At 64.6% G+C, this 13,421-nt stretch carries 9 protein-coding genes; all 9 read right to left on the bottom strand.

From position 1 onward, the window contains the following. Window positions 1-41: 41 nt before the first annotated feature. Window positions 42-2,729 (bottom strand): PAS domain S-box protein, encoded by a 2,688-nt coding sequence (locus tag IVB07_RS16150; protein WP_247362416.1) that lies wholly within the window; start codon window positions 2,727-2,729, stop codon window positions 42-44. A 124-nt stretch (window positions 2,730-2,853) separates the two neighbouring features. Next, complete coding sequence (locus IVB07_RS16145; protein ID WP_247362414.1) at window positions 2,854-3,780, bottom strand: EamA family transporter; 927 nt, start codon at window positions 3,778-3,780, stop codon at window positions 2,854-2,856. An 80-nt stretch (window positions 3,781-3,860) separates the two neighbouring features. Beyond that, complete coding sequence (locus IVB07_RS16140) at window positions 3,861-4,676, bottom strand: NUDIX hydrolase (RefSeq protein WP_247362412.1); 816 nt, start codon at window positions 4,674-4,676, stop codon at window positions 3,861-3,863. A 4-nt stretch (window positions 4,677-4,680) separates the two neighbouring features. Further along, window positions 4,681-5,634 (bottom strand): dihydrodipicolinate synthase family protein, encoded by a 954-nt coding sequence (locus IVB07_RS16135; protein ID WP_085384246.1) that lies wholly within the window; start codon window positions 5,632-5,634, stop codon window positions 4,681-4,683. 28 nt (window positions 5,635-5,662) lie between these two features. Then, on the bottom strand, window positions 5,663-6,541 hold the full coding sequence (locus tag IVB07_RS16130; protein WP_247362410.1) for an SDR family oxidoreductase: 879 nt from the start codon (window positions 6,539-6,541) through the stop codon (window positions 5,663-5,665). 150 nt (window positions 6,542-6,691) lie between these two features. Next, complete coding sequence (locus IVB07_RS16125; RefSeq protein WP_247362408.1) at window positions 6,692-7,552, bottom strand: MaoC family dehydratase; 861 nt, start codon at window positions 7,550-7,552, stop codon at window positions 6,692-6,694. Window positions 7,553-7,759: 207 nt separating this feature from the next. Continuing rightward, window positions 7,760-8,149: an OB-fold domain-containing protein gene (locus IVB07_RS16120; RefSeq protein WP_018456495.1), complete on the bottom strand. Its 390-nt coding sequence runs from the start codon at window positions 8,147-8,149 to the stop codon at window positions 7,760-7,762. Continuing rightward, window positions 8,149-9,306 (bottom strand): thiolase domain-containing protein, encoded by a 1,158-nt coding sequence (locus IVB07_RS16115; RefSeq protein WP_085360843.1) that lies wholly within the window; start codon window positions 9,304-9,306, stop codon window positions 8,149-8,151. Before IVB07_RS16115 ends, IVB07_RS16120 begins: the two co-directional genes overlap by 1 nt. A gap of 402 nt (window positions 9,307-9,708) precedes the next feature. Then, complete coding sequence (locus tag IVB07_RS16110; protein ID WP_247362406.1) at window positions 9,709-13,200, bottom strand: indolepyruvate ferredoxin oxidoreductase family protein; 3,492 nt, start codon at window positions 13,198-13,200, stop codon at window positions 9,709-9,711. Window positions 13,201-13,421 lie beyond the last annotated feature (221 nt).

The following is a 13,421-nucleotide window of genomic DNA, read 5'->3' as shown; positions in this document are numbered from 1 at the left end:
CTCACGCGGACCGGCATCCACTTCGCTCGAAAACGCGCTAGCTATTCCGCGGCCTGCTCGAGCGGCGCCACGCGGGGCAGGATGATCTGGATACGTGTGCCGCTGCCCGGTTCGGAGTCCAGATCGAGCCGTCCGCCCAGCCTGTTCGTGACGATGCTGTAGACGATGTGCAGCCCGAGACCGGTGCCGCCCTGGTCGCGCCGCGTCGTGAAGAACGGATCGAAGGCACGGCGGCGGACGTCGAGCGACATGCCGCAGCCATTGTCGGAGAAGATGATCTCGACATTGTCCTTGCCGGACTCGCGCACCTGGATGTCGATGGTCCCCGGCCGGCCGTCCGGGAAGGCGTGCGCCACCGCGTTGAGAAACAGATTGGTCAGCACCTGGCCGTAGGGTCCGGGATAGCTGTTCATGGTCAGATCAGGCTGGCACTCGACGTTGAGCGTCAGATTGTGCTTGCGAAGGCCGGGCCGCAGACTCATCACCACCTGCTCGGTGAGGTCACCGAGATCGAAGCTGCGCTGGTCCGAATAGTTGCGGTCGGCGGCGACCTGCTTGAACGACTGGATCAGCTCGGCGGCGCGATTGAGATTGGCGACGAGCTGCGAGGACGCGTCGCGGCTGGTATGGAGAAAGTCGTTGAGCGTGGAGCGGCGCAGCTCGCCGCGTTCGACTTCGGCGGTGAACATCGCGGTCTTGCGCTCCAGCGCGGAGGCGACCGTGAGGCTGATGCCGACGGGATTGTTGACCTCGTGCGCGACGCCGGCGACGAGGCGCCCGAGCGCCGCCAGCTTCTCCGCCTCGATCAGCGAGGCCTGGGTCTCGCGCAGATTGCGCAGCGCGGTCTCGGCGGCTTCCTTGGCTTTCCGCATCTCCTGCTCGCCGCGCTTGCGCTCGCCGATGTCAAGCGCCACCGTGACGATCCGCTCGATCTCGCCTTCGGCATCGAGCAGCGGCAGCTTGTTGACGAGCCATTGCCGCATGTGACCGGAAGAATCAATGTACTCCTCTTCGTAGAAGCCGAGACCTTTTCGCAGCGTCAGCACGCGCTTGTCGCTCTCGTCGGACTTGGCCGCGCCGTAGCGCGACATCAGGTCGGCCGTGGTGCGGCCGAGCGCATCGCCGGGCTCGATTCCGAAGATGCCGGCCATGTAACGGTTCATCAGCACGTAGCGCAGGTTGCGGTCCTTGACGTTGATGACCGCGGGCACGGTGTCGATGACCTGCTGGAGCAGGCGCCGTCCTTCGGCGATGGCGTCTTCCGCGCGCTTCTGATCGGTGATGTCGCGCAGCGTGCCCTCGTAGCGGACGATGTTGCCCGCCTCGTCGCGGACGCCGGTGGCACTGTCGGACAGCCAGAGGATGTCGCCGCCGCGCTGGCGCACCTGGTATTCGAACTCGCGCACCATGCCGTCGCGTGCCATCAGTCGCTGATATTCGACGCGCGCCTCGGGATTGACGTAGATGGTGTGGGCGATGTCGTTGATGCTGTCGATGAGGTCTTTGGGGCTGTCATAGCCCATCATCCGCGCCAGCGCCGGATTGGCGTTGAGGAGGTCGCCGGCCGGCGTCGTGACATAGATGCCGTCGACCGAGCCCTCGAACAGTTTCCGGTAGCTCTCTTCGGCAAGGCGTTGCTCGGTCAGTGCGCGCACCGCCGCCTCGCGTGCCGTGTCGGCTTCCTCCAGCGCACGGCGGAACACTTCGGCCGCCCGCGCGATGTCGCCGATCTCGTTGTCGAGGTCGGCGGACGGGATCGAGGTGTTCTTCTCGCCGGCTGCGAGCGCGCGGATCGACCGCGCGATCTGGGCGAGCGGACGGACCGTCCGCCGCACCACGAAGCCGGCCGCGAGAATGCCGATCAGCACACCGATGGTACCGAGCACGATGCTCTGCCAGCGCGCCTCCGTCAGCGTGCGGGCAAAGTCGCGCGACAGCACGTGACCGCGCCGGGCGCTGACCTCGCGCAGCAATTCGGTGACGCGGCCGATCAGCCGCCCCTCGGTTCCCAGCACCTCGCGGTCGATGTCGGCGATCTGCCGTTCACGGACCGCGACCGCGATGATCGCCTCGGCGTACTCGTTGACCGCCGATCTGAGCTTGGGATCAGTGACGCCCATCGCCCGCATGCTCTGCGCCGCCTGCTCGGCCGCGGACGGGTTGCGCGCAAGCAACCCAAGCGCGATCCGGCTCTGCGCTTCCGACAGGCGGGACGCCAGCTCTCGGTCCGCAGTGCCAGAGACAGCTGCGTCGAACTGGTCGCGGAGCGGCGGCAGCCCGGCAAGCAGCTGGGCGCGGCGGTCGATCAAGGTCGAGATCCGCTCCAGGCCGCTGCGATAGGTCGCAAGCCGCTCGCTGACGCCGTCGATCATATCCTGCTGCTCGGGCACGAGCTCGATGCGGGTCTTCTTCAGGATGTCACTGAGCGTCGAAGCCGCCTCGCCCACCTGCTTGAACTGGATGCCGGCGCCGGGGTCGGTGACGAAGTCGCGCGCGGCTAGCCGCAGCTCGTTCATGCGGCGGTCGATGTCCTCGGCGAGGTCGCCGACGCTCTGCAGCCGCTGCAGCTCGGCGAAGGTCATATCGATGTGCCGGATCGCGATCACGCTCGCGGTCGAGGTGACGATGATCACCGCCAGCACCAGAAGGAAGCTGCCGAACGTGAGCTGGCCGATGGAGAGCGAGAATGTTCGCTTTTTCTCAGGGGTCGGCGTCAATTCGGCGGACATTGGTGATGTGGGGACCGGGCCATTGGAGCTCCAATATACGACGTATTGCAGTCCCGGGGGAACATGCGTCTGGCCGCCGAATATCCTTAATGTTGAAAGCCCTGCCGGCCTCCTTGCCCCGGTTTTATGACGTTTTGACGCCGGCCGGCCGCCGCGCCGGGATGGTCATGGCGGCGACGCCGAGGACGACGCAGGCAAGGCCGATCCAGGCGGTCCGGCTCAGGCTCTCGCCGAGGAAGGCGACGCTGATGGCAACCCCGATCGGCACGCGGAGATAGGCCTGCGCGGTGGTGCCGACCGAGCCCAGGGTCTGGATTAGGCGGAAATAGATCACGAAGGCCGCGGCGGTCGAGAAGGTCGCCAGCGCGAGCAGCGCCAGCACGGAACTCGGCGAGGGCGACAGCGTCCAGGGCTGCTCGACGATGAGCGAGGCCGGGAGCAGCGCCGCCGCCCCCGCCAGCAACGAGCCGGCCGCGGGCGCCATGGGATCGAGGCCCTTGAAGCCGCGACCGAAGATCGCGGCGCAGGCGTAGCAGATGGTGGCGGCAACGATAGCGGCCTCCGCGACGAGGCCGCTTCCAACATTATGGAAGGCATCGACGCCGACGATCAGCAGGATGCCGGCCATGCCGGCAACCACCCCGACCAGCTTTCGCGGTGTCGTCGCCTCGTGACGCGTCACAACGGCCGTGAGCAGGAAGGTGAAGATCGGGCCGGCCGAGTTGAGGATGGTCGCAAGCGCGGCATCGACATGGCGCTCGCCCCAGGCGATCAATGTCCAGGGGATCACGCTGTTGAGCACGGCCTGGAAGGCGAAGCGTTGCCAGGTCGCGGCGTCCGTCGGCATCCTGATGCCCCGCGCCCACATGATCGCGAGCAGCAGCAGGCCCGCAATCGTGGTGCGCGCCGCGATCAGCGTAATCGGCGGAATGGTGGCGACGCCGAGCTTGATGAAGGTGTAGGAGCCGCCCCAGAGCGTTGCGAGCGCCAGCAGCAGCGCCAGCTCGACGGCGATATTATTGTCCTGCCGATTGCCCTGTCGGTTGTCCATGTCGCGCGCTCGATCCCGCTGTCAGGGACGGAACCTAGCGCGTCTGCCCTCGCCGATACTTCGCTTTGTATCGAAGTGTCCTAGCCGATGGCCCCGACCTCGAACACCTCACCGTCATAGCCGGCCTCGCGGGGAATGCGGAGCTGACGGCCGGTTTCGGTCTTGGTCATGACAGGCATCACCGTCATGACGGACATGCCGCGGGCGTGCTCGAGCGCGGCGCTCACGCTGCCCTGCTTGGCGAGCCGGATCAGATTGCGCGTTGTCGGGAACGGCAGCTTGAAGCGGCCGCTCTCGCCGCCCTCCACCGCCTCGCGTGGCGAGACCCAGATCGAGTCGGTCGATTCCCGGCCATCATGCGCGCCGAGCTGGTCGGGCGGTGCCGCCGCAAGGAAGAACCAAGTGTCGAAACGTTTTGGCATCCCCTCGGGCGTGATCCAGTGTGCGTAAGGCACCAGCGTATCGAGCGCGAGCTGGAGGCCGTTGTCGGCCAGAATGCTCAGGAAGCTGATCTTGTGCTCGTTGAGCGCGACGCGATGCGCATCGGCGATTTCGCCGGCGCGCTTGGCGTCAACAGGCGTGCCCGAGTCCTTCGAGCGCGCCAGCAGGATGCCGCTTTCCTCAAAGGTCTCACGGATCGCGGCGATCCGAAAGCCGCGGTCCGCTTCGCTCAGGCCCTCGCCGCCTGAATACAAGTCGGAGCGCTTGACGATCTCCTGATCGCCGGCATCGACGCTGCCACCCGGAAACACCAGCGCGCCCGAATTGAACTCGATCTGATGATGGCGGACCATCATGAAGACTTCGATTTCGTCGCGGCTCTTGCCGTCGACCTTCGCGCCGTCGCGCAGCAGGAGGATCGTCGACGCAGGGCGTGATGCTGATGCCTCGGCCATTCGATTAACCTGCGGCGCTGGATTGCGGGCCGAGATTGGCGCGCTTGTCGACGCGGGCGACGCGCGACAGCAGGTACTCGACCTCTGCCTTCGCCGCCGGCGTGATGGTGGCGCCGGGCTTGCGCTGGGCGCTGGAGGCGATGATGCCGCGCTTCTGCAGCACGTATTTGCGCACGGCGAGGCCCGCGCCGGGCTGCTGCTCGTAGCGGATCAGCGGCAGATGTGCGTCGAACAGATCATGGGCGGCGTCGCGCTTGCCTTCCTTCGAAAGCCGCACGACGTCGATCAGGAGTTCGGGGAAGGCATAGCCGGTCATGGCGCCGTCGGCGCCGCGCTCCATCTCGAAGTCCAGAAAGAGCCCGCCATTGCCGCAGAGGATCGAAAGCGGCCGCAGCGAGCCGTCCTTCTGGAAATTGCGCAGCGTCGAGATCTTTTCCAGCCCCGGCCAGTCCTCGTGCTTGAGCATCACGCAGTTCGGATTGTCGGTGACGATCTTGCGGATCACGGCCGGGGTGAACACCACCGACAAGGTCAGCGGATAGTCCTGGAGCACCCAGGGCACGTCGGGGCCGATGGCCTCGGCCGCCTGCTTGTAATAGCCGACGATCTGGTCGTCGGTCCGCAACGACGGCGGCGGCGCGATCATGACGCCGGCCGCGCCCGCATCCATCGAGGCCTTCGCCAGCGAGCGCATGGTGGCAAAGCCCGGCGCGGAGACGCCGACGATCACCTGCATCTTCTTGGCGCGCTTGACGAAGCGTACCGCCACCTGTTCGGCCTCGGCGGCATCGAGCTTCGGGGCCTCACCGAGGATGCCCAGCACAGTGACGCCGTCGCAGCCGACCTCCTCGTAGAAATCGGTCAGGCGGTCGATCGAGCGCTCGTCGATCCGGCCGTCATCGTGGAACGGCGTCGGCGCGATTGCGAAGGTGCCCTTGGCGTCGGCGGTAAGTTTCATCGTTGTCCTTGTTTCTCTCTGTCGATGGCTAAAACCGCCGCGCCCCCATCTTGATCTGCTCTTCGGAGAAGAATATCTCCTTGGCATGATCGGCGATGTCCTGGGCCTTCCAGCCCGTGTGCGGCGGCTTCCAGCCGTCCATTTCCATCATCCGCATCTCGCGCACGCCGCGGGGCCCGGACACGCCCAGCACCTTGCCGGTCTGGTCACCGGACAAGTGGCTGACCATGTATAGCACGGCCGGCGCGATGCCGTCCGGCCCCATCGCCGCGCCGGGGTTCTCCTTATAGCGGGGCAGGTCTGCGGTCATGCGGGTCAGCGCGCCCGGCGCAAGCGTCCAGATCCGGATGTTGTATTTGCGGCCCTCGGTTGCCAGCACGTTGGACAGGCCCCAGATGCCGCCCTTGGCCGCGCCGTAATTGCTCTGGCCGAAATTGCCGATCAGGCCCGAGGTCGACGAGGTGTTGACGATGACGCCGCCGCCGTTTTCCCGCATCCAGCGAAATACCGGCATGGTGCAACAAAAGGTGCCCTTCAGATGCACCTTGATGACCTTGTCCCAGTCGGACTCAGACGCCTTGGCGAAGGTCTGGTCGCGCAGAATGCCGGCATTGTTGACGAGGATGTCGGCGCGGCCGAAATGCTTGATGGCGTCGTCGAACACCGACTGGCCGCCTTCCATGGTGGAGATGTCGGCGCCGTTGGCGACCGCCTTGCCGCCTTCGGCCTTGATCGCATCCACCACGAGCTGCGCCATCGATGTGTCGGCGCCGGAGCCGTCACGGGGGCCACCGAGGTCGTTGACGACGACGGAGGCCCCTTCCCGCGCGAACAGCTTTGCGTAGGCCTCACCGAGCCCCCCGCCCGCGCCGGTGATCAGCGCAACCTTGCCGTCGAGTAGTCCCATGGTGGCGTCTCCCTGTTTTGTTTTTTGCTCCGTCATGGCCGGGCTTGTCCCGGCCATCCACGAACTTGATCGCCAACCGCGCGAAGAACGTGGATGCCCGGGACAAGCCCGGGTATGACGAGATAACTCAGAGCGCGTCGAGCGGCATCATCACCCCAGCACCGTCTTGCCGTTCTTGATCACGGTGACGCCGCGCGACTTCACCTTGGCTTCGAACGAGATCACGCTGCCGTCCTTCCAGAGGTCCATGGTCACGGTCTCGCCGGGATAGACCGGCGAGGAGAACCGCGCGACGTGCTGGCGAAAGGCGGAAGCGTCGTAATCGGCATAGGTCTGGAGCACGCCGCGGCAGGTGATGCCGTACGTGCACATGCCGTGCAGGATCGGACGCGGGAAGCCGGCCTTCTTCGCGAACTCAGGGTCGGAGTGCAGCGGGTTGCGATCGCCGCAGAGACGATAGACCAGCGCCTGGTCGGGACGCGTCACGATGTCGATGGTCGTGTCGGGTGCGCGGGACGGGCTCTTGTGCGGATCCGGCTGGGTCAGGTTCGGCCCGCCAAAGCCGCCGTCGCCGCGGGCGAAGCGGGAGGCGACCAGAGTTGCCAGCTTCTCGCCCTTCTCGTTCTTGAGCACGGTCTGATGGCTGATGACCACGCCCTTGTCCTTGCCCTTGTCGTAGACTTCGACCACGGAGGAATCGGCGGTGATGTGCGCGGCGACCGGTAGTGGCTGATGGAAGGTGATGTCGCGCTCGCCGTCCACCACCATGACGCGGTTGAGGTTCATCTCGCCAGGCCCCGCGCCCCACGCGGCGACGGATGCAAAAGTCGGCACCACCTTGAGCGGTCGCGGCGTCAGCGTGCCCTCGTTGACGAAGGCGAGCTCGTTTTCGTCCATCGGATCGGCGCCAAGCCCAATGCCGTAGGCATAGAGCATCACTTCGCGGTCGGTGTAGGCATATTTCTGGCCGAGGTTTTTGAGGCCTTTGAGTTCTTCGTATCTGGCGGACATTTTTGTTAATTCCTCCCGGCAGTTTCAGCGGTGGCGGCGCCCATTGATGCGCCCTCTCCCCTTGCGGGAGAGGGCTCCAAGGTGCTCGCAACAAACTCGTTTGGGTGAGGGGTTCGCTCCGCATCGAACAATCTCTCGGTGGAGAGAGACCCCTCATCCGGCGCTTCGCGCCACCTTCTCCCGCAAGGGGAGAAGGGAAGAAAGCGACTACGCCGGCGTAAAAAACGGCAGCGGCGCGCCGTCGGTCGGCTTGAACACCACCTTCACCTTCTGGCCGATCTTCAACGTCGTCAGATCGCAATCGACGAAATTGGTCTGGAGCGATGGGCCTTCCTTCAGCGTGACGTAGCCGATCGCGTAAGGGCCGGTCGGCGACTTCCGCATCAAGCTGTAGGTGTAGATCGTACCCTCGCCCGAAGACTGCTCCCACACCGTCTTGTCGGAGTAGCAGAACGGGCAGATCGCACGCGGGAAATAGTGCGCCTCGCCGCACGCGGTGCAGCGCTTGATCATGAACCTGCCCTCTTTGGCCGCATCCCAGAACGCGGCTGTCTCAGGGTTCGTCACCGGGGCCGGATATTTCTTGGCTTCGCTCATCACACGCGCTCCAGAATGGCCGTCGAGGCGGCGTGGCGAACACCCAAAAGCCCGCCGGTGCCGTGGGCGATGGCGAGATCGCAATTCTTGACCTGCACCTTCGGATGCGCCTCGCCGCGCAGTTGCCGCACGGCCTCGAGGATCTTGGTCATGCCGCCGCGATTGACGGGATGGTTGCTGCAGAGGCCACCGCCATCGGTGTTGAACGGCAGCTTGCCGACGCCCGAGATCAGATTGCCGTCGGCGACGAACTTGCCGCCCTCACCTTTCTTGCAGAAGCCGAGGTCTTCGAGCTGCATCAGGACGGTGATGGTGAAGCTGTCGTAGATCGAGGCGTATTTGATGTCCTTCGGCGTGATGCCAGCTTCCTCGAAGGCACGCGGGCCGGACCAGATGCCGGCGGAGTATGTGAGGTCGAGATCCTTGCCGCCGCGCGGGCCCTTCATCGCCTCGCCATGTCCGATCAGCTTGACCAAAGGCTTCTTCAGGCTCTTGGCGATTTCAGGCGTGGTCACGATCAGCGCGCCGCCGCCGTCGGAGACCACGCAGCAATCCATGCGATGCAAGGGATCAGAGATCATCGGCGAGTTCAGGACGTCCTCGACGGTCACGACGTCCTTGAGCATCGCATGCGGATTGTATTGCGCATGGTGCGAGGCCGCGACCTTGATCCAGGCGAGCTGCTCGCTGGTGGTGCCATAGTCGTGCATGTGGCGCATGGCACACATGCCATAGGCATTGTGCGTGGTCGCGCCGTAAGCCGTCTCGAAATCGGCCTCAGCGCCGGCCGCGCGCGGCGGCATCGCCCCGGTGCGCGGCTTGCCGGCCAGCGTGATCAGCGCGATTGAGCACTTGCCCGCGGCGATGGCTTCGGCGGCATGGCCGAGATGGATGATGTAGGAACAGCCGCCGGTCTCGGTGGAATCGACATGGCGGAGTTTTTTGGTGTTCAGCCCGAGATAATCAACCATCGGCCAGGCGCCGCCCGGGGCGTCGCCCGCGCAGAAATAGCCGTCGACATCGTCCTTGCTGAGCCCGGCATCCTCGATCGCGCCCTTGGCGACCTCGGCATGGAGTTGCGCGGTTGATTTGTCCGGCGCGTGCCGGGTCGGGTGTTCGTAGATCCCGGCAATGTAGGCCTTGCCCTTGATGGTCAAATAAGGTCTCCGCTGGCGTGTCTTCTTCTCTTTTTTCTGAACCGCAGTGGGCTGATTGGCAAGCGCGGAAATATTCCGCCGGGCGAGAGGGCAGCGGGCTGGCGCAAATGGCCGCCGCATCATCCGAGATGCGGTGGAAGGCCCTGCTGCCGCAGTCGTCGTTGCGAGCGTAGCGAAGCAATCCAGGAATCTTTCCGCGGACGCATTCTGGAATTGCTTCGCTGCACTCGCAATAATGGGAACGACGGGCAGAACCCTAAAGGTGTTTTGCCCGACGGCACAAGTGATTTCGTTTTATCGAAAAATGTTTTTTCGCGAAAACAACCCCATGCACAGTAGAACGGTGGTTGATTTCAAACAGGAATTTGCAGGGTGGATTAGCGAGTCCACCCCACGAAAATTCTACTCCGCCGCGATCTGCCTCGGCGCCGGCGGCGGGTTCGCGAGGTCGGCGGCGAGCTGGGCGTAGCGGGCCTTGGCGTCTGCTACGGCCTTCTCCTTCACCGGGCCGTAGCCGCGGATGCGGTCGGGCAGCGAGAGCAGCTCCACCGCGGTATCGATCGTCAGCGGCGACAGCAGGCCGAGCACGGTGGCGACGTCCTTCTCGTAGCCGGCGATCAGATCGCGCTCGAGCTTGCGGTCGGCACTGCGACCGAAGATGTCGAGCGGCGTGCCGCGCAGGAACTTAAATTTTGCCAGCACGCGGAACACCGGAAGCATCCACGGGCCGAAGGCGCGCTTCTTCGGGCGGCCGAGCGCATCGACGCCCCTGCTCAGAATGGGCGGGGCCAGGTTGAAGTTGAACTTGAAGTCGCCTTCGAACTGGTCGCGGAGCTGCTTTTCGAAGGCGCTATCGGTGTAGAGGCGCGCGACCTCGTATTCGTCCTTGTAGGCCAGCAGCTTGGCGTAGTTGACCGCAACGGCGCGGGTCAGCGCCTCGTCATAGCCGCCCTGCCTGGCGACGTCGCTGACCTGATCGACCAGCTTGCGGTAGCGTTTCGCGAGGCGGCCGTTCTGGTACGCCGTGAGATGCCTGGTGCGATGCTCGATGACCTCGTCGAGCGTCATTGCGTCCAGGGACTTGGGCGCAACGACCTCATCCGTTCCCTTCAGCATGCCGGCAAGCCGTGCGGGATCGGCGACCGCGAGGCGGCCGAGGCGGAAGGCTTCCTTGTTCATCTTGATCGAGACGCCGTTGACCTCGATCGCCTGCTCGATCGACTCCGCTGACAACGGCAAGAGGCCCTTCTGATAGGCGTAGCCCATCATCATCATGTTGGTGGCGATGCTGTCGCCGAGCAGCTGTTCGGCCGGCTTGGTGAAGTCGAAGAATACCGAGTCCTTGTGCAGCGCGGTTTCCAGCAGCCCGTTCAGCTTGCGGGTCTGGAAGTTGAAATCGCGGTTGAGAACGAAGTCGGCGGTGGGAATGACGTGGCTGTTGATGATGCCGCGGGTGCGGCTGGTGTCGCAGAGTGAGATGGTGTCCTTGGCAACCGCGACCACCTCATCGGCGGCGAGCACGACATCGGCCGTGCCCGTGACGATGCGCGAGCAGGTCACCTCTGCCGGATGATCGGACAGGCGGACGTGGCTCAGCACCGCCCCACCCTTTTGCGCCAGGCCCGACATATCGAGGATCATCGAGGCCTTGCCCTCGATATGGGCGGCCATGCCGAGCAGCGCGCCGATGGTCAGCACGCCGGTCCCGCCGACGCCGCCGACAGCGATGTTGTAGGGCTTGTCCAGGTTGGGGCGCGATGCCGGCTCGGGCAGATCGCCGATATCGCCGACGCCCGCCGGCGCGCGCTTGCGCATCTTGCCGCCGTCGACGGTGACGAAGGACGGACAAAAGCCTTTGACGCACGAATAATCCTTGTTGCAGGTCGACTGGTTGATGGCGCGCTTGCGGCCGAACTCGGTCTCGAGCGGCTCGACCGAAATGCAGTTCGATTGCACCGAGCAATCGCCGCAGCCTTCACACACGGCAGGATTGATCAGCACACGGCGCGCCGGATCCTCCATCGTGCCGCGCTTGCGGCGGCGCCGCTTCTCGGCGGCGCAAGTCTGCACGAACACGATCGCGGACGCGCCCTTGACCTTCCGCAGGGTCTTCTGGACCGCGTCGAGTTCGTCACGATGCGCGGTCTTGACGCCGGGCGCGATCTCGTTCGCCGGATAGGCGTCGGGATTTTCTGAGACCAGATAGATCTCGCGGATGCCTTCGCTGTGTAGCTGAAAGGTGATCTGCTGCGGCGACAATTCCCCGTCGACATGCTGGCCGCCGGTCATCGCGGTCGCGTCGTTGTAGAGGATCTTATAGGTGATGTTGGCGCCGGAGGCGATCGCCTGGCGGATCGCGAGGCTGCCGGAGTGGAAATACGTGCCGTCGCCGAGATTGGCGAAGACGTGCTCTTCCTTTGTGAAGGGGGCAACGCCGACCCACGGCACACCCTCGCCGCCCATGTGGGTGAAGGTCTCGGTGGAGCGATCCATCCACAGTGCCATGAAGTGGCACCCGATGCCGGCAAAGGCGCGACTGCCTTCGGGCACCTTGGTCGAGGTGTTGTGCGGGCAGCCGGAGCAGAAATAGGGGGTGCGGGCGACAGGCGCGGTCGCCTGCATTTGCGACGCCTGGCGGCCGTTGAACCAATCGGCCTTGGCGCGCAGCATCGTTGCAATTTCGGGATTGAGATCAAGTCGAAGCAGCCGCTCGGTGAGCGAGCTGGCCAGTGAGGCGACGCTGAGTTCTTCGGCAAAGGGGAGGAAGCGCTTGTCGTGGTCGTCCATCTTGCCGATGATGCGGGGACGGACATCGTCGCGCCAGTTGAACAGCTCCTGCTTCACTTGGTTCTCGACGATCTCGCGGCGCTCTTCGATGATGAAGATTTCCTCGAGGCCCACGGCGAATTGCCTGACGCCTTCCGGCTCCAGAGGCCAGGGCATGCCGATCTTGTACAATCGAAGCCCGATCTTGGCGGCGACCTCGGGCGTAATCCCGAGCTCGCGCAGCGCCTGCCGGATATCCTCGTAGCTCTTGCCGGACGCCATGATGCCGTAGCGGGCGTTGGGCGAATCCATGGTGATGCGATTGACCTTGTTGGCGCGTGCAAAGGCGATCGCGGCAAAGCCCTTGTAGTCCTGCAGGCGGCGGTCCTGGGCGAAGCGGTCGTCGGGCCAGCGCAGATTGAGGCCGCCTTCGGGCATCTCGAAATCGGTCGGGATCACGAACGGCGTCATCTCGTCGGTGAGGTCGATCTCGGCGGTGGTCTCCACCGTCTCCGTGATCACCTTCATGCCGACCCAGCAGCCCGAGTAGCGCGACATCGCGATACCCAGAAGACCCATCTCGATCATCTCGTGTACGCTCGACGGGTAGAGATAGGGCATCAGCGCCGACATGAAGGCGTGGTCGGATTGATGCGGGACCGTCGAGGATTTTGCGCCGTGGTCGTCGCCGGCGAGACACAAGACGCCGCCGTTCTTGGCGGAGCCCGCGGCATTGCCGTGGCGGAAGACGTCGCCGCAGCGATCGACGCCGGGGCCCTTGCCGTACCAGATGCCGACCACGCCGTCATACTTGGCGCCGGGCGAGAGGTTGAGCTGCTGCGAGCCCCAGACCGCGGTCGCGGCTAGATCCTCGTTCACGCCGGGTTGGAATTTGATGTTGTACTGCTCGAGATGGTTGCGCGCGGCGAAGAGCTGCTGGTCATAGCCGCCGAGCGGCGAGCCGCGATAGCCGGAGATGAAGCCGGCGGTGTTCAATCCCGCGGCACGGTCGCGCCGGATCTGGGCCATCGGCAGGCGGACCAGAGCCTGAATGCCGGTCGTGAAAATATGTCCGGTGTCCTGGGTGTATTTCTGATCGAGACTGATCGGACCCTGGTTGATGCCCATTATGTCCTCTTCCGCCCTTTTGAGCGTTGGCTGCTTAAGCCGTTGCCTGCCCGTTGTTTTTAGCTAGGGCGCGCCGACCATTTCCGCCACTCTATGTCGGATATTTCACGCTCCGCATCACAATTCTGGACCAAAGGGAGCGCCGGGTAAAAATCGCAATTTCGTGGCTGCATTGGCATCCGCGATTTTCATTTTGTGTCACCATACCCCCGCCGTCGCGC

This window comes from Bradyrhizobium sp. 172 (assembly GCF_023101065.1).
GTDB lineage: Bacteria > Pseudomonadota > Alphaproteobacteria > Rhizobiales > Xanthobacteraceae > Bradyrhizobium > Bradyrhizobium canariense_D.
Note: the sequence above shows the minus strand (reverse complement) of the source record. Positions and strands in the feature narration are given on the sequence as shown.